Annotated in this window: 14 protein-coding genes and 1 riboswitch; of the genes, 9 read left to right on the plus strand and 5 right to left on the minus strand. The window is 62.2% G+C overall.

Annotated elements, in window-relative coordinates; translation table 11 throughout:
• Positions 1-12 precede the first annotated feature (12 nt).
• Both ETEE_RS01430 and corR read right to left on the minus strand, forming a co-directional pair.
• Complete coding sequence (locus tag ETEE_RS01430; RefSeq protein ID WP_034162578.1) at positions 13-903, minus strand: DHH family phosphoesterase; 891 nt, start codon at positions 901-903, stop codon at positions 13-15.
• Between the two features lie 93 nt (positions 904-996).
• Positions 997-1072: riboswitch (Fluoride riboswitch) on the minus strand.
• Positions 1073-1110: 38 nt separating this feature from the next.
• Positions 1111-1782 (minus strand): copper stress response transcriptional regulator CorR, encoded by a 672-nt coding sequence (gene corR, locus ETEE_RS01435; RefSeq protein ID WP_034162579.1) that lies wholly within the window; start codon positions 1780-1782, stop codon positions 1111-1113.
• Positions 1783-2156: 374 nt separating this feature from the next.
• Between corR and ETEE_RS01440 the strand changes: the two genes are divergently transcribed.
• Positions 2157-2510: a helix-turn-helix domain-containing protein gene (locus ETEE_RS01440; protein WP_034162580.1), complete on the plus strand. Its 354-nt coding sequence runs from the start codon at positions 2157-2159 to the stop codon at positions 2508-2510.
• A 79-nt stretch (positions 2511-2589) separates the two neighbouring features.
• Here ETEE_RS01440 and rhlE read toward each other — a convergent pair whose 3' ends face one another.
• Positions 2590-3912, minus strand: coding sequence for an ATP-dependent RNA helicase RhlE (gene rhlE, locus ETEE_RS01445; protein WP_034162581.1), 1323 nt, complete (start codon positions 3910-3912; stop codon positions 2590-2592).
• A gap of 246 nt (positions 3913-4158) precedes the next feature.
• Here rhlE and ETEE_RS01450 point away from each other — a divergent pair, with 246 nt between their 5' ends.
• From ETEE_RS01450 to rcsB, 7 genes are all read left to right on the plus strand, one after another.
• On the plus strand, positions 4159-4878 hold the full coding sequence (locus ETEE_RS01450) for a CerR family C-terminal domain-containing protein (protein ID WP_049703836.1): 720 nt from the start codon (positions 4159-4161) through the stop codon (positions 4876-4878).
• Entirely contained in the window at positions 4875-5864 is a 990-nt protein-coding gene (hlyD, locus tag ETEE_RS01455; RefSeq protein ID WP_034162582.1) for a secretion protein HlyD, read from the plus strand. Before ETEE_RS01450 ends, hlyD begins: the two co-directional genes overlap by 4 nt.
• Positions 5865-5875: 11 nt before the next feature.
• Complete coding sequence (locus tag ETEE_RS01460) at positions 5876-7612, plus strand: ATP-binding cassette domain-containing protein (protein WP_034162583.1); 1737 nt, start codon at positions 5876-5878, stop codon at positions 7610-7612.
• Positions 7605-8744 (plus strand): ABC transporter permease, encoded by a 1140-nt coding sequence (locus tag ETEE_RS01465; RefSeq protein ID WP_034162584.1) that lies wholly within the window; start codon positions 7605-7607, stop codon positions 8742-8744. Before ETEE_RS01460 ends, ETEE_RS01465 begins: the two co-directional genes overlap by 8 nt.
• Before the next feature lie 13 nt (positions 8745-8757).
• Complete coding sequence (locus ETEE_RS01470) at positions 8758-9870, plus strand: ABC transporter permease (RefSeq protein ID WP_034162585.1); 1113 nt, start codon at positions 8758-8760, stop codon at positions 9868-9870.
• 87 nt (positions 9871-9957) lie between these two features.
• Positions 9958-12660, plus strand: a complete 2703-nt coding sequence (gene rcsD, locus ETEE_RS01475; RefSeq protein ID WP_034162586.1) for a phosphotransferase RcsD — start codon at positions 9958-9960, stop codon at positions 12658-12660.
• Complete coding sequence (rcsB, locus tag ETEE_RS01480; protein WP_012849164.1) at positions 12653-13306, plus strand: response regulator transcription factor RcsB; 654 nt, start codon at positions 12653-12655, stop codon at positions 13304-13306. Before rcsD ends, rcsB begins: the two co-directional genes overlap by 8 nt.
• A gap of 32 nt (positions 13307-13338) precedes the next feature.
• Here the strand turns inward: rcsB and rcsC are convergent, their stop codons facing one another.
• Positions 13339-16305, minus strand: coding sequence for a two-component system sensor histidine kinase RcsC (rcsC, locus tag ETEE_RS01485; protein ID WP_034162587.1), 2967 nt, complete (start codon positions 16303-16305; stop codon positions 13339-13341).
• A 191-nt stretch (positions 16306-16496) separates the two neighbouring features.
• Positions 16497-19133 (minus strand): DNA topoisomerase (ATP-hydrolyzing) subunit A, encoded by a 2637-nt coding sequence (gene gyrA, locus ETEE_RS01490; RefSeq protein WP_034162588.1) that lies wholly within the window; start codon positions 19131-19133, stop codon positions 16497-16499.
• 241 nt (positions 19134-19374) lie between these two features.
• Here gyrA and ubiG point away from each other — a divergent pair, with 241 nt between their 5' ends.
• Positions 19375-20082 carry a bifunctional 2-polyprenyl-6-hydroxyphenol methylase/3-demethylubiquinol 3-O-methyltransferase UbiG gene (gene ubiG, locus ETEE_RS01495; protein WP_015461896.1) on the plus strand — a complete coding sequence of 236 codons (708 nt, stop codon included), beginning with the start codon at positions 19375-19377 and terminating at the stop codon, positions 20080-20082.
• Positions 20083-20405 lie beyond the last annotated feature (323 nt).

Raw genomic sequence — 20405 nt, forward strand, 5'->3', positions numbered from 1 at the left:
GGAAACCTCATTTCACATCAGATGGGCGCCGATCCAGGGAAGGATCTCTTTCTTACGGCTCAGCATGCCGGGCAGCGCCTGTACGGGAAGCGACGTACCGTCGCGGGCAACGCGATAAAGGTCGGTATGGCAGCGACGGATATCGCTGACCGCCAGCATCACGTAGTCCAGCGCCTGCTCGCGGCAGCGCTGTCGCATGCAGGCCAGCAGCGGTGCCAGCCGATCGGAAAGCTGCGTGGGCGAGGCGACCTCCAGCTGCGCCACCTCCAGGGTGTAGGCGCCGATGGCGAAGCGCTTGAGATCTTTTTCCAGCAGTCCCGCGGGGGTATAGCCATCCAGGCAGGTCTTTGCCACCAGCAGGCCATCCAGGAACGCCGCGTCATCGACGCCGCACAGTGGGCTCAGCGCGGCGACCGCCCGGCGATCCGCCTCGGTCGCGGTGGCGGAGATCAGGCCGACGGTATCGCTCAGAATGGCGCCCAGCAGCAGCGTGGCCTGACACCGATCCGGCACCATGGCGTACTCCTGGGTCATGATCTGCCACAGCAGGGTCGCCGTACTGCCCACCCGGCGGATCCAGGCATCGATCGGCTCGGCGCTGGTCAGTGAGCCTAGCCGGTGGTGGTCGATTAGCCCCAGCAGGCGACACTCCGCCAGCCCCGCTGGCCCCTGTTCGGCATCGCTGAAATCGACCAGCCAAACATCCCGTCCATCCAGCGGCTCCGTCAGCGGCGCCGGCGCATCACACCCGGCCTGCCGCAGGATATAGGCCGTCTCATGGTTTATCTCGCCCAGGCGCCAGGCCGTCGCGGGCAGGCCGCGCGCCGTCAGCCACTGGGCGGTCACCAGCGCGCTGCAGATGCTGTCACTGTCGGGATATTTATGGCCAAAAACGTAGATCATCTCTCCTCCGTCACGATCGAATAACCACGGGGAGTTCAGGCACAAGCGCAGAGAAAAAAAAGCAGCACTGATGCCGCCGTTCCCGTGGAACGGTTGTCATCAGGCGTCATCATCCGTAATCAGATTACGGCGGTTGGAATAGGGGTGGCACGCCATCACCCGGGATTAGCTAACCCGTTTTCCCGAACGATGGCAAGGGAGAGAGTATTACAAAGCGTGTCCGCCGGCAGGCTCCGGCAGCCGGCAGGCGTCGCACAGCGCAGGCCATACCGCCATAGTGGCGGCCACAACCGCCTGCAGATCGGCGCAGTCAGCGCCCTCGCGAGCCCGCACCGACATCCCCTGGATCACGCAGCACAGGTAGCGTGCCAGCCCCTGTGCGTCGCTGTATGCCGGCAGCTCCCCCTGCGCCTGACGCAGCTGGAGAAAACGGGCCAGCATCGCCTCCTGTACCGGCTGACGGCTCTTCAGCACCTGGCTGACCTTATCCGAACAGCGGGTCTGCACCATAGAGGCGCAGATGATAAAACAGCCGCTGGGCGTATCACCGCTGGTAAAGCAGTTCGCCGTCACGCTCAGGTAGTTGTGAATCGTCTCGGCCAGCGGCAGCGTCACGTTAAACAGCAGGCGGTCGTACTTGTCCTCGTTACAGGCGGTGTAATACTCCACCACGGCACGGAACAGCCCCTCTTTGTTCTCAAACTCGGCGTACAGCGTCGGCGCCTTGGCACCGGTGGCCTCCACCAGATCCGCAAGGGAGGTGGCCTCATAGCCCTGACGCCAAAACAGCTCCAGCGCCTTACGCAGCGCCACCTCCCTGTCAAACACCTTTGGACGGCCGCGCCCGGCGCGCTTATAGGATGTATGTTCAGTTGTCATTCCCTTTCCTACACCTCACTGACTGGATCTCACGCTAAAGGTAGCCCTCCGCCCCTGAATATGCAAACCGCGGCGCATCGGGGGTGCAGGCGGAAAAAGGGACGCGGACGCCCGCCGCGGACATCAATATCTTTTTGTTAATAAACATAGAGTTAACAATTTTATTAATAAGCGTTAATAAAAAACATTGACGCCGCTTCGGCGACGGAATTACCATTAAATTAACGATCGTTAAAATAATAGATAAACGACGCCGTATCCCATAGCGTCACCGCGATCGTAACTGTGATGACACGTCAACGCATTCAGGTCCCCAGGCGACTCCCGCGCGCGCCGTGTCACCGACCATCGCACAAAAAAGTAAGGTGATTGCCATGTACAATACCGATTTTATCAGCGCACTGCGCACCTGGATCGACAGCAACGTTGCCGCTATCTCATCCCTTGACGACGTGGCGGCGCGCGCCGGTTACTCCAAATGGCACCTGCAGCGCATGTTTAAAGCACACACCGGCGTTCGGCTGGGGGAGTATATCCGCAATAAAAAGCTGGATGAGTCGGCCCGCCGGCTAAAAGTCTGCCAGGGTTCGATTCTCGACGTCGCCCTGTCGATGGGCTTTGACTCCCAACGCTCCTTTACCCGCTCTTTCAAGCGGCGCTTTGACGTGACGCCGGGCGTATGGAAGAAAGAGGTGACGGCGGGGAAACCGCTGGATCGCGCCGCCTGAACGGCAGCGGCGATCGGCCCGTCGCAGACGCAGTCTCACCACTGTCTCCGCAACGGGCTATCCTGACATACCCTATGGCTTAGCGCCCCTCGGTACGCCCCTTACCCTGCTCGGCCGGACGGCGCGGGCGGCGATTTTGCCCCTGACGCGGCGCCGCACTACGCGGCCCCTCCGCGCGGCGCCCCTGCCCCGCACGCTCCGAACGACCGCTGTTCTGGCGCCCGCCCTGGCGGCCATTCTGAATCGGCTCAGCCTTAATGGTCGGATCCGGCTCATAGCCCGCAATGGCCATGCGCGGAATCGGGCGCTTCAGCAGACGTTCGATGTCGCGCAGCAGCTTGTGCTCATCCACGCAGACCAGCGACAGCGCCTCGCCGGTCGCCTGGGCCCGCCCGGTGCGGCCGATACGGTGCACGTAGTCCTCCGGCACGTTGGGCAGCTCATAGTTCACCACGTAGGGCAGCTGATCGATATCCAGGCCGCGCGCGGCGATATCCGTCGCCACCAGCACCCGAATATCACCGCTCTTAAAGTCCGCCAGCGCACGGGTACGCGCGCCCTGGCTCTTGTTGCCGTGGATCGCCGCCGCGCTGATGCCGTCTTTATTCAGCTGCTCCGCTAGGTGGTTGGCGCCGTACTTGGTACGGGTGAAAACCAACACCTGACGCCAGTCCCGGGTGCCGATCAGGAAAGAGAGCAGCTCGCGCTTGCGCTTCTTATCCACCAGATGCACGTGCTGAGTCACCAGCTCTGACGCGGTATTGCGGCGCGCCACTTCCACCTCGGCCGGGTTATGCAGCAGCGAAGCCGCCAGCGCCTTGATCTCATCGGAGAAGGTGGCGGAAAACAGCAGGTTTTGCCGCTTGGCCGGCAGACGGGCCAGCACGCGGCGAATGTCGTGAATAAAGCCCATATCCAGCATCCGGTCGGCCTCATCCAGCACCAGGATCTCGACCTGAGACAGATCCACCGCATTCTGATGGGCCAGATCCAGCAGGCGCCCCGGTGTCGCCACCAGCACATCCACGCCGCCGCGCAGCTTCATCATCTGCGGATTAATGCTCACGCCGCCGAACACCACCAGCGACCGCAGCGGCAGATGACGGCTGTACTCGCGTACGTTTTCACCGATCTGCGCCGCCAGCTCGCGGGTCGGCGTCAGGATCAGCGCCCGCACCGGGCGGCGTCCCTTACCATTTTTGGGGTTCTGGTGCAGCAGCTGCAGCAGCGGCAGCGTAAAGCCGGCGGTCTTACCGGTGCCGGTCTGGGCGCTGGCCATCAGATCGCGACGCTGCAGCACCAGGGGAATGGCCTGCTGCTGGATCGGGGTCGGATCACGATAGCCCTGCTCTTCCACAGCGCGTAACAGTTCGGCACACAGGCCAAGGGAATCAAAAGACATGAAAAACTCCAGACCCGCCCGCTCCCTGTGCTACAGGGATGCAGTTTCCGGACAGGCGTATCAGACGAGGCAAAGCAAGAATTACCACGAGGACAGGCACAAACTGCAGGTACATAATTAGCGCACAGTGTAACAGCATGCGCCCGCGCTGTCTGCCCCCTATTACGCTTCCGTCATCCGCTTTACAGCGGCGAAAAAAGCGCCTAAAGTTAATCAATCATATGATTGACTTTTAACGAGGTCGCGATGAAGACGCCCCGCGGCAACGCGGCGCTGGCCAGCGCAACGCCCCGCGGCGAACAGGCGCGTCAGGCCCTGATCGATGCCGGGCTGACCCTGTTTGCACAGCGGGGGCTAGAGGGTGCCACCACCCGCGATATCGCGCTGGCCTCTGGGCAGAACATCGCCGCCATCACCTACTACTTTCACTCCAAGCAGGGTCTCTATCTGGCCGTCGCCCAGTGGATTGCCGATACCCTTAACGCCAGCTTCCACCCCCTGCGCACAGAGTGCGAACGCTTTCTGAGTCGGGCCGAGGCGACGCCGCAGGCCTATCTGGTGCTGATCCAGCGCGCCATCGCTCACCTGTGTCATCTGATGACCCAGCCGCAGACCCTGCACCTGAGCCAGATTATCTCACGGGAGCAGATGCTGCCCAGCGCCGCCTCGCCCATTCTGCACGATCAGTTTATTTCGCCGCTGCACACCCTGATGACCCATTTGGTGGCCGGCTATGCCGGGCTAGACGCGACGCAGCCGGCGGCGGCGCTGCACACCCATGCGCTGCTCGGCCAGGTACTGGCCTTTCGCATGGCGCGAGAAACCATACTGAACCGCACCGGCTGGCCCCAGATAGGCCCGGCCCAGGCGCAGGCGATCCATGAGGTCGTGCAGCTGCACACCGAGCTGCTGATGAACGGGCTGCGTCACCGCGGCGCCGTCGGGAATGTGAGGAAACCATCATGAATAAAAGGCGCATCGCAGGCGTGGTCACCGGCATCGTACTGATTGCTCTGGCCGCTGCGGGATATTACTACTACCGCAGCCAGCAGGATCAGCCGCTGACGCTGTACGGCAACGTCGACATCCGCACCGTCGATCTCGGGTTCCGCATCAGCGGCCGTCTGGCGTCCCTGAGCGTCGATGAGGGCGCCGCGGTTAAGCCGGGTATGCTGCTGGGCCGGCTGGATGACGCCCCCTATGTCAATGCCCTGAACGAAGCGCGCGCCAACGCCGCCGCCGCACAGGCCAACCTCGCGCTGCTGCAGGCAGGCTACCGCAGCGAAGAGATAGCCCAGGCTCAGGCGGCCGTCGCCCAGGCCGACGCCAACTATCGCTATGCCCAGAGCTTCCTCGATCGTCAGCAGGGGCTGTGGGCCAGCCGCGCCGTATCGGCCAACGAACTGGACAACGCGCGCACCAACCGCAACCAGGCGCGCGCCCAGCTGCAGCAGGCGCGCGACAAGCTGGCCCAGTACCAGGCCGGTAACCGTCCGCAGCAGATAGAACAGGCCCAGGCTCAGCTGCAGCAGGCCCAGGCCGCCCAGGCCCAGGCCGAGCTGAACCTGCACGACGCCGCGCTATTCGCCCCCTCCGCCGGTACGGTAATGACCCGCGCCGTCGAGCCAGGCACCATGCTGGCCGCCGGAAATACAGTATTCAGCGTCGCCCTGACGCGCCCGGTCTGGGTACGCGCCTATGTCGACGAGACCCACCTGAACCAGGCCATTCCCGGCACCCAAATCGACCTGTATATCGACGGCCGCCGCCAGCCCTACCATGGCACCATCGGGTTCGTCTCCCCGACCGCCGAGTTTACGCCCAAAACCGTGGAAACCCCGGAGCTGCGTACCGCGCTGGTCTATCGCCTGCGCGTGATCGTCAACGACGCCGACGATGCGCTGCGCCAGGGAATGCCGGTCACCCTGCGCTTTGCCCCGACGCAGCGCTAGCGGAGCCGATCATGGAGAGCCGCTATATCGCGCTGGAGGGGCTGGAGAAACGCTTTGACGGGCTGGATCGCCCGGCGGTGGCCAGCCTGACGATCCGCATCGCCAGCGGCGCCGTCATGGGGCTGGTCGGGCCGGACGGCGCCGGAAAAACCACGCTGATGCGCATCCTGGCCGGGCTGCTGAAGCCCAGCGCTGGCCGCGTCAGCGTCGTCGGGCTCGATCCCCTTCGCCAGGATCGCCAGCTGCACGCCATCCTGGGCTATATGCCGCAGAAGTTTGGCCTGTATGAAGATTTAACGGTGATGGAGAATCTGAACCTGTACGCCTCGCTGCGCGGCGTCATCGGCGCCGAGCGTCAGCGTACCTTTGAGCGGCTGCTGGCGTTCACCTCGCTGGCCCCCTTCACGGATCGCCTGGCCGGCAAGCTCTCCGGCGGCATGAAGCAGAAGCTGGGGCTGGCCTGCACCCTGATAGGATCGCCGCAGGTGCTGCTGCTGGACGAGCCGGGCGTCGGGGTCGATCCCATCTCGCGCCGAGAGCTATGGCGGATGGTACACAGCCTGGCCGACGACGGAATGCTGATCCTGTGGAGCACCTCCTATCTGGACGAGGCCGAACAGTGCCGGGAGGTACTCCTGCTCAACGAAGGACGCCTGCTGTACAGCGGCGCACCGCAGCAGCTGACCCAGCGCATGGCCGGGCGTACGCTCCTGCTGCGCGCGCCCGGCGTCTCCCACCGCCGTCTGCTGCAGCGGGCCATCACCCTGCCGATGGTCAGCGACGGCGTGATCCAGGGGCGGTATCTGCGCCTGATCCTGCAGGAGGGCTGCGACCATCGGCAGATCCCCGCGGCGCTCGGCCTCGCTCAGGCCGAGCTGCAGGAGGCCGAGCCGCGCTTTGAGGATGCCTTTATCGATCTGCTGGGCGGCGGGCCGCACCAGGCTTCGGCGCTGGCCGACATCATGCCGCAGGTCAACGCCGACCCCGCGCAGACGGTGATCGAGGCGCAGGCGCTGACCAAGAAGTTCGGCAGCTTCGCCGCCACCGACCACGTCGACTTTCAGGTCAGGCGCGGTGAGATCTTCGGCCTGCTCGGCCCCAACGGCGCGGGCAAGTCCACCACCTTCAAGATGATGTGCGGCCTGTTGGTGCCCACCAGCGGCCACGCGCTGGTGCTCGACATGGATCTGAAGACGGACTCCGGACGGGCGCGCCAGCACCTAGGCTATATGGCCCAAAAATTTTCACTGTACGGCAATCTGACCGTCGCGCAGAACCTGACCTTCTTCTCCGGGGTCTACGGCCTGCGAGGCAGGCGCCAGCGTGCCAAAATCGCCGACATGACCCGGGCGTTCAACTTCACGCCGATCCTGAGCCAGACGCCGGATGCACTGCCGCTGGGCTTCAAACAGCGTCTAGCGCTCGCCTGCGCCCTGATGCATGAGCCGGATATCCTGTTTCTGGATGAGCCCACCTCCGGCGTCGATCCGCTGACCCGACGTGAATTCTGGCTGCACATCAACGGCATGGTGGATAAAGGGGTAACCGTGATGGTCACCACCCATTTTATGGACGAGGCGGAGTACTGCGACCGTATCGCATTAGTCTACCACGGACAGATCATCGCCAGCGGATCGCCGGACGACCTCAAGGCGCGCATCGCCGGCGACGAGAACCCCAACCCGACCATGGAGCAGGCCTTCATCGGGCTGGTGCAGGCCTACGACCGGGAGCATACCCATGCCTGACAGCGCCACCCACTTCTCCTGGCGCCGTCTGCGCGCCCTGTGCCGAAAAGAGAGCGCCCAGATCGTGCGCGACCCCAGCAGCCTGCTAATCGCGGTGGTGATCCCGCTGCTGCTGCTGTTTATCTTTGGCTACGGCATAAACCTGGACTCCAGCCGCCTGCGCGTCGGTATTCTGCTGGAGCAGCAGACCCCCCAGGCGCGCGACCTGGCCGATACCTTTACCGGCTCACCCTATATCGACGCCACCGTCAGCGACGATCGTCGGCAGCTGACCGCCCTGCTGCAGGCCGGGCAAATCCGCGGCATGGTGGTTATCCCGGTCGACTTCGCCGCGCGCCTGCTACGCACTCAGGATATCGCACCGATCCAGGTGATCACCGACGGCAGCGAGCCCAACACCGCCAACTTTGTCCGCGGCTACACCGAAGGGGTCTGGCAGATCTGGCTGCAGCAGCACGCCCTGGCAAGCGGTCAGCCTTACCAGCCGCCCATCGATATACAAATGCGCTACTGGTTTAACCCCGCCGCCATCAGCCAGCACTTTATCATTCCCGGCGCGATCACCATTATCATGACCGTGATCGGCGCGATCCTCACGTCGCTGGTAATCGCTCGCGAATGGGAGCGCGGCACCATGGAGGCCCTGCTCTCCACCCAGGTCACCCGCACCGAGCTGCTGCTCTCCAAGCTGCTGCCCTATTATGTGCTGGGCATGCTGGCGATGGGGCTGTGCATGGTGGTGGCGGTCTTCATCATGGGCGTGCCGTTTCGCGGCTCGCTGCCGATTCTGTTTGCCATGACCAGCCTGTTTATGACCAGTACCCTGGGGATGGGACTGCTGATCTCCACCGTCACGCGCAATCAGTTCAACGCGGCGATGATCGCCCTTAACGCGGCCTTCCTGCCGGCGGTGATGCTCTCCGGCTTTGTGTTTGAAATCGACAGCATGCCGGCCATCGTGCGCGCGGTGACCTATGTCATTCCGGCACGCTACTTCGTCAGTACCCTGCAGTCCCTGTTTTTGGCGGGCAATATCACCAGCGTACTGATGGTTAACCTGGCCTTTATGCTGGCATCAGCGCTGGTTTTCATCGGCCTGACGGCCCTGAAAACCCGGCGGCGGCTGGACTGAGGAGGAGAAGACTATGCTGCACCGCCTGCTGACCCTAATCGTCAAAGAGCTGCAGTCCCTGCTGCGCGACCCGCAGACCCGGACCATTCTGGTGGTTCCGGTACTGATGCAGGTGCTGCTGTTTCCCTTTGCCGCTACCCTCAACGTCACCAACGCCACCATCGCGGTGTACAGCGAAGACAGCGGCCAACTCTCCGTCGAGCTGACCCAGCGGCTGGCCAAGGCCAGCGCCTTCTCCCAGGTGATCCTGCTGCACAGCCCGCAGGCGATCGCGCCGACCATCAACGACCAGCGCGCGCTGCTGGTGGTGCGCTTTCCGGCTAACTTCAGCCGCGACCTGCTGAGCGGAAAGCCGAGCGCGCTGCAGCTGATCCTCGATGGCCGCAGCTCCAACAGCGCCCAGATCGCCGCCAACTACGTACAGCAGATCGTCAGCGACTACCAGCAGACGCTGATGCGCGCGCGCAGCCAGCCTCCCTTGGTCAACAGCGCGCTGATCGTCCGCAACTGGTATAACCCCAACCTGGACTACAAATGGTTCGTCGTGCCCTCGCTGATCGCCCTGATCGCCACCATCGGCGTGATGATCGTCACCTCGCTTTCGGTGGCGCGCGAGCGGGAGCAGGGAACCCTGGAGCAGCTGCTGGTTTCGCCGCTGAACACCGGACAAATCTTCATCGGCAAAGCGGTGCCGGCGATGATCGTCGCCACCTTCCAGGCGACCCTGGTGCTGCTGATCGGGATCTTTGGTTATCAAATCCCCTTTGCCGGCTCCCTGTGGCTGTTTTACTTCACCCTGTTGGTGTATGGCCTGTCGCTGGTCGGCTTTGGGCTGTTTATCTCCTCGCTGTGTGCGACCCAGCAGCAGGCGTTTATCGGCGTCTTCGTCTTCATGATGCCGGCCATCCTGCTGTCCGGCTACGTCTCCCCGGTGGAGAACATGCCGCTCTGGCTGCAGCGCGTGACCTGGATTAACCCGATCCGCCACTTTACCGACATCACCAAGCAGCTGTACCTCAAAAACGTCGGCTTTAGCGTGATCTGGCACAGTCTGTGGCCGCTGCTGGTGATCACCATCACCACCGGCGGCGCCGCCTATGCCATGTTCCGGCGTAAGATAGCCTGAGGACGGCGCGGGGCTGATGCCAGCGACCGTCCCCCTTGCTATACTGCGCACAGCGTTTTTCTTGACTGACAGGATCGCCCGCGCGCTATGGAGCCGACTTCACACACCATGTCCCTTTCCGGCATTACCCGCAGCTACCTGCTGTTCCTGCTGCTGCTGCTGCTGGGCAACCTGCTGTATGGCTATAACTATGTGAACGCCTATATCGGCGCCAAGCAGAATATGCTGGCCTCGGTGGCCAGGCAAATACAGCAGCGGGTGGAGACCTACCGCTTCATTACCTACCAGATCTATGAAAACATCCCGGCGGAAAGCGCCGCCGACGCTGCGCCGACGCCGCGAGAGCTGCGCCTGCGCCCGGACATCTATCTGCTGGACAAGGCCCGCCATAAGACCGATGCGCTGATCTTCGGCCTGCACGACAACGCCACCACCGATCTAGCCCAAGGCCTGTCACGCTATCTGGACGTCCTGTGGAGCGCCAGCACCGACGCCTACTCGCTCTACTACCTCAACGGCCAGGACAACAGCCTGATCCTGATTTCGACCATGCCGATGAAGGATCTCTCGGCGCGCTATAAAGACGGCTACCTGGGCAATCTGGTGGAGACCCGCAAAGCCGAAATGCTGCAGCAGTCCAATGCCCTCGACCTGCGTGAGGGCTTCTCCGGGCTGCGCAAGTTCCGTTTTCTCAACGCCTACTACTTTACCCTGCGCACCACCTTTAATAATCCGGGCCATCTGGCCACCGTCATCGCCTTCGATCTGCCGGTGGGCGATATTCTGCCGGACAATCTGCCGGCGACGCGCTTCCAGCTGCTAGAGGATCAGGACAGCATCAGCGACTGGGGCGGTCACGATGAGCTGCCGCGCGCCTTTACCCAGCTGGGCTGGCCCTGGGTCACCGTCAATGCGCCCATCTACAATACGCCGCTGAAAATTCAGTTTCATATCCCGACCATGACCCTCACGCTGGATCTGGCGCGCAATAACTTCTGGGTACTGCTGATCAACCTGGCGCTGCTGATCCTCTCCGCCATCGGCTTCTACATCATCCGTCACCAGTATGTACGCCCGGGCAAACGCATGGCGGCCCAGCTGAACGCCCAGCAGGAGATGAACCAGGAGATCATCACCCATCTGCCGATGGGGCTGCTGATTTACCGCTTCGACAGCGACACCCTGGTCGCCAGCAATAAGCTGGCCGACCATCTGCTGCCCCACCTGAGCCTGAACAAAATCGCCGCCATGGCCGACCGCCACCAGGGGAAGGTGCAGGTCAGCGTCAATAACGCCATGTACGAAGTGCAGATGGTGCGCAGCCAGCAGACACCCTACTCCGCGCTGTTTCTGATCCGCAACCTGGATAGCGAAATGCTGATGAGCCAAAAGCTCAAGCTGACGCAGGCGGAGTATGAAAAGAACCTGACGGCGCGCAAGACCATGACGGACAACCTGGGCCGGGAGCTGCGCGATCCGCTGGCGCGGATAATGCAGATCTGCGAGAGCCTGCGCCGCGACCGCGACGCCGACGGCCCATCGCCGCTGGACGATCTGTGGCTGGAGAGCCAGCACGCCCAGCGCCTGATCGATGAGATCACCCTGCTGACCGCCGTCGAAAGCCAGGACTGGGCGCCGCCGCAGGAAACCTTCCGCCTGCATGAACGCATCGATGCCCTGCTGCTGCGCAGCCTGCCGGCCATGCGGCGCAAGGGGCTGATGCTGCTGGGACGGGTTGAAACCGATCCCGCCCAGCAGTTCAACGGCGATATCGCCACCCTGGAGCGGGTGCTGGAGATGCTGCTGCACTACGCCATCATCACCACCGCCTACGGCAAGATCGGCCTCACCATCGCTCCCGATGCTCAGCGCCCCGGCCTGCTGCAGATCACCCTCAGCGACACCGGCGCAGGCGTCTCCAGCGCCGAGCGCCACAACCTGCGCTATCCGGCGCTGGCGCCGGCCCAGCGCGATCGCTTCGCGCGCGGCTCCAGCCTGACCTACTATCTGTGTGCCCAGCTGTGCCGACGCCTGGGCGGCGAGCTGACCATCGACAGCAGGCATGACATTGGCACCCACTACCGCTTTAGCTGCCAGATGCAGGCGCTGCCCCTGGCCGATCAGGACGGTGAGGGGCTGCTGGACGGCATCACCATCCGTCTGCGGATTACCTCAGAGGAGATCCGCTCCCGGGTTGCCCAGCGCCTGGAGGGCTTTGGCGCCACCCTGCTGACCGCCGACGCGGAGAGCGACGGCGCAGAGATCCACAGCGATCTGACGCTGACCGACGATCCGGCGCTGGCCCAGGCCGATACCCTGCTGCTGGCGGCGGATATCGACGGCTTTGAGGAGTACGCGCCGCAGCGGATCCGGGCCAATTTTAACCTGACTGATGCGCTGATCGATGCCATTCTGCTGCTGATCGAACGGCAAATGGCGGCGACAGAATCGCCAGCGCGGTGCGAATATGCTGAAAATACGTCTCTCGATATTGACAACAATCCTTTTAAATCAAAGGATTATTATTCTCTATTTTTGGACACAGTACCCGCAGATGTTCAAAAACTGTATACTGAGTCGGATCAACAGGATTGGCCATCGCTGGCCCTCACCGCACATCGCCTCAAGGGGGTCTTTGCCATGCTGGCGTTTCCCGCCGGCAAAGGGCTGTGCGAACAGTTGGAAGAGGCCATTAAACGCAACGATGCGGCACACGTTAGAGTCCTGATCAGTCACATTGACGCTTTTGTCAGCCGACTGCTGCAACTAGGTAACCAACAATATGAATAACCTGAATGTAATCATTGCTGATGACCATCCCATCGTCCTGTTCGGCATCCGCAAATCGCTAGAACAGATCGAGTGGGTTAACGTGGTCGGAGAATTTGAAGATTCCACAGCGCTGATCAATAGCCTGCCCAAACTGGACGTCAACGTACTAATCACCGATCTCTCCATGCCCGGTGACAAGTACGGCGACGGCATTACGCTGATCAAATACATCAAGCGCCACTTTCCCGAGCTGTCTATCATCGTACTGACCATGAACAACAACCCGGCGATCCTCAGCGCCGTGCTGGATCTGGATATCGAGGGGATCGTGCTGAAGCAGGGGGCGCCCACCGACCTGCCCAAGGCGCTGGCCGCCCTGCAGAAAGGCAAAAAGTTCACACCGGAAAGCGTCTCCAAGCTGCTGGAGAAAATCAATGCCAGCGGCTACGGCGACAAGCGCCTCTCGCCGAAAGAGAGCGAGGTTTTACGCCTGTTCGCCGAGGGCTTCCTGGTCACCGAGATCGCCAAAAAGCTCAACCGCAGCATCAAGACCATCAGCAGCCAGAAGAAATCAGCGATGCTGAAGCTGGGGGTCGACAACGATATCGCCCTGCTAAACTATCTGTCATCGGTCAATATCATGCCGAATGACGACAAGGCATAACCCCACGCCCCGCCTCCGTCGGCGGGGTTTTTTTATGCCTCTTTCTCCCGCCGCCGGCGAATCTGCTGCGCATAGCCGCTGAGGGAGGCCAGCAAATCCTCCCGCATCACCGGCTTGGACAGGCAGCTGTCCATCCCCACCTCAATACAGCGCTGGCGCTCCTCGGCCAGCGCGTTAGCCGTCACTCCCACGATCGGCAGGGTGCGCCCCTGCTGACGCAGTCGCTCGGTCAGCTGGTAGCCATCCATATTGGGCATATTCACGTCCGTCAGCACGATATCCGCCGCCTGCTGCTGCAGCGCCCCCAGGGCATCGACCCCATCGCAGGCCACCGCGACCTGGCTAAAGCCCAGCGAGATCAGCTGATCGGCCAGCAGACGTCGGTTGATCGGATGATCGTCCACGATCAGGATCGCGATATCGCTGAAGTCCTGCTGACGATCCGCCGGCGCCGCTATGGCGTTGTCCAGGCAGCACTCCGCGACGCTCTCCGGCGCAAAAATGCGGTTCAGCACCTGCAGCAGCTCCAGCGGCGCCGCTATGGCGTTGTCCAGGCAGCACTCCGCGACGCTCTCCGGCGCAAAAATGCGGTTCAGCACCTGCAGCAGCTCCAGCGGCGCGGCGGTATTCAACAGCCATTCCCCCGAGGCGCGGCGACAGGCGTGGCCGAGGTAGTCGGCGCACAGCCGCACCTGGGCGGCGAACGCCTGCTCCGTCTGCGGCGGATGATCGCAGATCAGCACATCCTGCGCCGTCGACGGCGTCATCGGCGGACAGAGGCACACCCGCGCACCGGCGGCGCTCAGCAGCGTCTGCAGATAGCGCTCCAGACGGGCGTTATGGATATCCAGCCACAGGGTGCGCTGCTGCAGCACCGGCTGCAGCACCGGCTGCAGCGGCTGCGCCGCCTTGGCCTGATACATCGGCAGGCGAATGGTAAAGATGCTGCCCAGCCCCGGCGACGACTCCACCGCGATATCGCCGTCCATCAGGCTGACCAGCTTCTCGCAGATGGCCAGCCCCAGCCCAGTGCCGTGAAAATGGCGCTGAACGCCGCTGCCCACCTGAAAGAAGGGATCGAACAGGCGCAGCACGTCGCGCGGCGGGATCCCCAGCCCGGTGTCGCGCACCCGGAACTCCAGATAGAAGTCATTCACCCGCGCCTGCAAAATAATGCAGCCGGTATCGGTAAACTTGATGGCGTTGCTCAGCAAATTCGAGAGCACCTGCTGAATGCGCATGATGTCGCCGGAGAGGGCCTCCGGGACATCCGGCTCAATAAAGCAGTACAGCGTCAGACGTTTACGTACCACCAGCGGGAGGTAGTTGCCGATGATATGCGGGATCACCTCGCGCGGGACAAAGCGACCGGGCTCGATCTTCAGCTGCTCCGACTCTATCTTGGAGAAATCAAGGATATCGTTGATGATCTTCAGCAACAGCCCCGACGAGTTGCTCATCGCCCCCAGCAGACGCTGCACCTCCTCCGGCAGCGTCTTGGTGCGCAGCAGATCCAGGTTGCCGATAATGCCGTACAGCGGGGTGCGCAGCTCATGGCTGACGGTCGCCAGAAACATCGATTTAGACTGGCTGGCCTGCTCGGCGGCGGCGGCCATCTCCTGCAGCGACTCCTCCATCTTCACCCTGGCGCTGACGTCGACCATGGCGCAAATCGCCACGTCTTCATTGCGGTAGCGCGAACGGACAAAGCTGATCTGCAGATTCTGGTTCTGTACGGTGATCACATCCAACACGCTGACCGGCTCTTCGCAGATAATCCGGGTGATGCGCTGGCGATCCTCGGGCGTAAACTGGCTGATATAGTTGTGGGCCAGCTCGTTACTGAGGATGTTGCTGCCGTCGCGCGCCCGCAGGATCGAAATGCCCACCGGCGCCGACGCCACGATCTTGCGGTTAAACTGCTCATGCTCCTCCAGCCGCAGCGCGTTATTCTCCGCCGGAAGGAACATCTTGCGCTCGAACAGCCAGGTCAGGACGAACAGGACGATCCCGCTGATCAGGTTCAGTACGATGGCGTTGATCAGCAGCAGGTTAAAGCGCTCCAGCAGCACCCGCGACGGCAGCGAGTAGACGATGGACAGACCGCTCGGCTGCAGCTTTTTCTTCAGCAGCAGCGTGTCGTAGCCGCTGTTATAGCCGAAGTAGTGCTCATCGTCCGGCAGGCCGCTCAGTATCGGCAGCGGCCCGCCGTTTTCGGCATAGCTCAACAGCGTATCGCCGCTGTCGCTGAGCAGCGTAACCCCGATCGGCAGTACCGACGGGTTGGTCAACTCCTCCAGACGCAGCGTCTGCTCGGTGCCCAGCACCGCCTCCAGCTGGTTGCCGCTGTATATCGGTGAGGCGATATACAGCGAGCCGGCGTCGCTCTGCGCGCCCGGGATCACCCAGAACAGCGACTGATCCTTATCGTTGCTGCCCTGAAAACGCATCACCCGCTGCTGCAGCAGGCGCAGGGTGTTGCCGCCGTCCAGGGGCACGTTGCGAATGCTAAAATCGGCCAGGCATTGGCTGCTGCCGCCGATGACGAAGATCCGGTTGAGATCGTAGGCGGCGACAAAGTTCTCCTTCCAGTAGCGGATAAACCCGCTGAGCGCCCGCAGAGAGGTGCGGTAGCCCGCGCTGATGCGCCGGCAGTCGGACTCGGGAAAGATCGGCAGCAGCGGCGGCAGCTCGCCGCTGATGTCCAGAGCCCTGCCGCTGTAGGGCTGAATGCTACCGTCGCTGCCCGACCAGGCCAGCCGATTCTCGGCGATATAGCGAATATCGCGCATGGTGGCGTTAGCGTGACGGATGACCGACTGGGCCTGATCGAAGTTCAGGTTAAAGTCTTGACGGATATCGGACTCTTTCTCATGAAACTTATTCAGAATGTAGAAGGTGGTCAGCAGGGCACCCAGGATCCACAGCATCAGCGCCAGCGTGCGGAACAGATAGCGGGAAACCTTGAGCGTGGTGCGAAAGGAGACGAAGTATTTCAACGTGGCGCCCGTAACCGTAGTAACAGAGGGAATGGCGTTAAGGTAGCGGCAAACCCCGCCCGGCGCAATGACCTGGCGGCATAACGGCGCGTCAGCGCTAGTCAGGAGGCAAGCCTCAACCGCTATTCGGGCGGATCAGCGGCATAAAAAAGGGCCGGAGTGACCGGCCCTTGTGACACCTACGTCAACGCTTATTCAGCGTCGTCCTCGGCGGCATCGTCATCGCTCTCCACTTCCGGCACGATCTCATCGTCGCCCTCTGCGGCGCTGCCGTCGATGCTGTCCAGCTCTTCGTCGTCAACCGGCTCGACGACCCGCTGCAGCCCCACTACGTGCTCGTCTTCGGCGGTACGGATCAGGATAACCCCCTGCGTATTACGCCCGACGATGCTGACCTCGGATACGCGGGTGCGCACCAGGGTGCCGGCATCGGTGATCATCATGATCTGGTCGCAGTCCTCGACCTGCACCGCGCCGACGACGCTGCCGTTACGCTCGGTCACCTTGATGGAGATAACCCCCTGGGTCGCGCGTGACTTGGTCGGGTACTCGGCCACGCCGCTGCGCTTGCCGTAGCCGTTCTGGGTCACGGTCAGGATAGCCCCCTCACCGTGCGGTACGATCAGCGAGACCACGCGATCGTCTCCGGCCAGCTTGATGCCTCGCACCCCGGTCGCGGTACGCCCCATGGCGCGCACTGCGTCTTCCTTGAAGCGCACCACTTTACCGGCGGCGGAGAACAGCATCACCTCGTCGTTGCCATCGGTCAGATCGACCCCGATCAGCTCATCGCCGTCGTTGAGGTTAACGGCGATAATCCCGGCGGCGCGCGGACGGCTGAACTCGGTCAGCGCCGTTTTCTTCACAGTGCCGCTGGCGGTCGCCATAAACACGTTGACCCCTTCGGCGTACTCACGCACCGGCAGGATCGCGGTGATGCGCTCGTCGGCCTCCAGCGGCAGCAGGTTGATGATCGGACGGCCGCGTGCGCCGCGGCTGGCCTCCGGCAGCTGGTACACCTTCATCCAGTACATGCGGCCACGGCTGGAGAAGCACAGGATGGTGTCGTGGGTATTGGCCACCAGCAGCCGATCGATAAAGTCCTCTTCCTTAATACGGGCGGCAGACTTGCCCTTACCGCCGCGACGCTGAGCCTCATAGTCGCTCAGCGGCTGGTACTTCACATAGCCCTGATGCGACAGGGTCACCACCACGTCTTCCTGCTCGATCAGATCTTCGATATTGATATCCGCCGTGTTGGCGGTGATTTCGGTGCGGCGCGCATCGCCAAACTGCTCGCGGATAGCGATCAGCTCTTCGCGGATCACCTCCATCAGGCGCTCCGGGCTTTGCAGAATGAAGATCAGCGCGGCGATCTGCTCCAGCAGCGCCTTGTACTCATCCAGCAGCTTCTCGTGCTCCAGGCCGGTCAGCTTCTGCAGACGCAGATCCAGGATCGCCTGCGCCTGCTGCTCCGTCAGGTGATAATGGCCGTCGCGAATGCCATACTGCGGCTCCAGCCACTCCGGACGCGCGGCATCGTCGCCGGCGCGCGCCAGCATCGCCGCCACGTTGCCCAGCGCCCAGGCCTGGGAAACCAGCGCGGCCTTGGCCTCGGCGGGCGTCGGCGCGCGACGGATCAGCTCGATGATCGGATCGATGTTGACCAGCGCAATGGCCAGGCCTTCCAATATGTGGGCGCGCTCGCGCGCCTTGCGCAGTTCAAAGATGGTGCGGCGGGTCACCACCTCACGGCGGTGGCGCACAAAGGCTTCCAGGCACTCCTTCAGGGTCAGCAGCTTCGGCTGTCCCTGGTGCAGCGCCACCATGTTGATACCGAAGGAGACCTGCATCTGCGTCTGGGAGTAGAGGTTGTTCAACACCACCTCGCCCACCGCGTCGCGTTTGATCTCGATGACGATACGCATGCCGTCTTTATCGGACTCGTCGCGCAGCGCGCTGATGCCTTCGACGCGCTTCTCCTTCACCAGCTCGGCGATTTTCTCGATCAGACGCGCCTTGTTGACCTGATAGGGGATCTCATGCACCACGATGGTTTCGCGACCATTCTTGGCGTCGACCTCGATCTCGGCGCGCGCACGCACGTAGATCTTGCCGCGCCCGGTGCGGTAGGCCTCTTCAATGCCGCGGCGCCCGTTGATGATCGCCGCCGTCGGAAAGTCTGGCCCCGGAATATGCTCCATCAGCCCTTCGATGGTGATGTTCTCATCATCGATATAGGCCAGGCAGCCGTTGATCACCTCGGTCAGGTTATGGGGAGGAATGTTGGTCGCCATCCCCACCGCGATACCGGCAGAGCCGTTGACCAGCAGGTTAGGCACCTTGGTCGGCAGGACGTCGGGGATCTGTTCGGTGCCGTCGTAGTTGGGCACATAGTCCACCGTCTCTTTGTCCAGATCGGCCAACAGCTCATGAGCAATCTTCGCCATGCGCACTTCGGTGTAACGCATCGCCGCCGCGGAGTCACCGTCGATGGAGCCAAAGTTACCCTGACCGTCGACCAGCATATAGCGCAGGGAGAACGGCTGCGCCATACGCACGATAGTGTCATAAACCGCGCTGTCACCGTGTGGGTGATATTTACCGATAACGTCACCGACCACGCGGGCCGATTTTTTGTATGGTTTGTTCCAGTCATTGCCCAGTACGTTCATCGCAAACAGGACGCGACGGTGTACCGGCTTCAGGCCATCCCGAACATCCGGCAGCGCACGACCGACGATAACGGACATGGCGTAATCCAGATATGAGTTTTTCAACTCTTCTTCGATATTGACCGGCGTAATCTCTCTGGCAAGGTCGCTCATGGAGCTGCTATCCCTCTACTAATTATTCATCTGCCGCTACCCTCAATACATCGAGTAGAACCAGGCGCATACACGATGACAAAGACGATAATGATACCACAAAGGCCGGGGTTGTGCGAAATGCACAGCGCCATCGTCGCGTGAGCGCCGACTGCCCCTTTGCCATCGCGGAACAACGGGTATAATCGCCCCAGAGGGTCTTTTTTGCGCGCGCCGCCGCGCTGAATTAAAGGAGTCAGAGGTGTCACAAAACGTTGATTTGCAGGAAATTGCCAAGTTTGAAGCCGTCGCCTCGCGCTGGTGGGATCCCGAGGGCGAGTTCAAACCGCTGCATCGCATCAATCCCCTGCGCCTGGACTATATCCTGCAGCGCGCCGACGGCCTGTTCGCCAAGCGGGTACTTGACGTCGGCTGCGGCGGCGGCATTCTGGCGGAAAGCATGGCGCAGGCCGGCGCCGAGGTCACCGGGCTGGATATGGGGGCGGAGCCGCTGCAGGTGGCGCGCCTCCACGCCCTGGAGAGCGGCGTCACGGTCAACTATCTGCAGGAGACGGTCGAACAGCACGCCGAGCGCGCCGACGCACAGTATGACGTGGTCACCTGCATGGAGATGCTGGAGCATGTGCCGGATCCCCGCTCAGTGGTTCTGGCCTGCGCCCGCCTGGTCAAACCCGGCGGACAGGTTTTCTTTTCAACCATCAACCGCAACCCCAAGGCCTGGCTGCTGATGGTGCTGGGTGCAGAGTACCTGCTGAAAATGGTGCCCAAGGGCACCCATGATCCGCGCAAGTTTATCCGCCCCGCCGAGCTGATGGGCTGGCTGGACAGCGCCCCGCTGACGGTGCGCCATCTCTGCGGTATGCACTATAACCCGCTGCGCGATCGCTTCACCCTGGGCCAGGGGGTCGACGTCAACTATCTGCTGCACGCCTGCCGCGAGGCGGAGTAACGCGCGCCGTCGTCACCGCTGCCGTTTTCCCCGCGGCGGTGACGTTTTAACCCATTCCGCGCCAGATCAAGATTGCCCGTTTCCGTAACGAATAATAAAACGGCAAACGATCAATTTTTTTAAAAGCGCCCCTCATGTTATCCCCTCGCGGACAGTGCCAGAGCGGACGCCGCCTACCGTCCGCTACATAACATTTCACCCCCAACTTATCCACAAGCACGCGCCATTTTGTTCACTTGCAAAACGCGGGCAACAACACTATCTTGTTGCCACATCGTCATTCACCCCCTATATATTGTGTTATCGCTGCGCCTACGCCACTA

This window comes from Edwardsiella anguillarum ET080813, assembly GCF_000264765.2.
In the GTDB taxonomy this organism is placed as follows: domain Bacteria; phylum Pseudomonadota; class Gammaproteobacteria; order Enterobacterales; family Enterobacteriaceae; genus Edwardsiella; species Edwardsiella anguillarum.

What these genes read in the sequence shown, in the direction of transcription:
- ETEE_RS01430 (WP_034162578.1), bottom strand. Translation starts at nt 903, where the DNA reads ATGATCTACGTTTTTGGCCATAAATATCCCGACAGTGACAGCATCTGC.
- corR (WP_034162579.1), bottom strand. Translation starts at nt 1,782, where the DNA reads ATGACAACTGAACATACATCCTATAAGCGCGCCGGGCGCGGCCGTCCA.
- ETEE_RS01440 (WP_034162580.1), top strand. Translation starts at nt 2,157, where the DNA reads ATGTACAATACCGATTTTATCAGCGCACTGCGCACCTGGATCGACAGC.
- rhlE (WP_034162581.1), bottom strand. Translation starts at nt 3,912, where the DNA reads ATGTCTTTTGATTCCCTTGGCCTGTGTGCCGAACTGTTACGCGCTGTG.
- ETEE_RS01450 (WP_049703836.1), top strand. Translation starts at nt 4,159, where the DNA reads ATGAAGACGCCCCGCGGCAACGCGGCGCTGGCCAGCGCAACGCCCCGC.
- hlyD (WP_034162582.1), top strand. Translation starts at nt 4,875, where the DNA reads ATGAATAAAAGGCGCATCGCAGGCGTGGTCACCGGCATCGTACTGATT.
- ETEE_RS01460 (WP_034162583.1), top strand. Translation starts at nt 5,876, where the DNA reads ATGGAGAGCCGCTATATCGCGCTGGAGGGGCTGGAGAAACGCTTTGAC.
- ETEE_RS01465 (WP_034162584.1), top strand. Translation starts at nt 7,605, where the DNA reads ATGCCTGACAGCGCCACCCACTTCTCCTGGCGCCGTCTGCGCGCCCTG.
- ETEE_RS01470 (WP_034162585.1), top strand. Translation starts at nt 8,758, where the DNA reads ATGCTGCACCGCCTGCTGACCCTAATCGTCAAAGAGCTGCAGTCCCTG.
- rcsD (WP_034162586.1), top strand. Translation starts at nt 9,958, where the DNA reads ATGGAGCCGACTTCACACACCATGTCCCTTTCCGGCATTACCCGCAGC.
- rcsB (WP_012849164.1), top strand. Translation starts at nt 12,653, where the DNA reads ATGAATAACCTGAATGTAATCATTGCTGATGACCATCCCATCGTCCTG.
- gyrA (WP_034162588.1), bottom strand. Translation starts at nt 19,133, where the DNA reads ATGAGCGACCTTGCCAGAGAGATTACGCCGGTCAATATCGAAGAAGAG.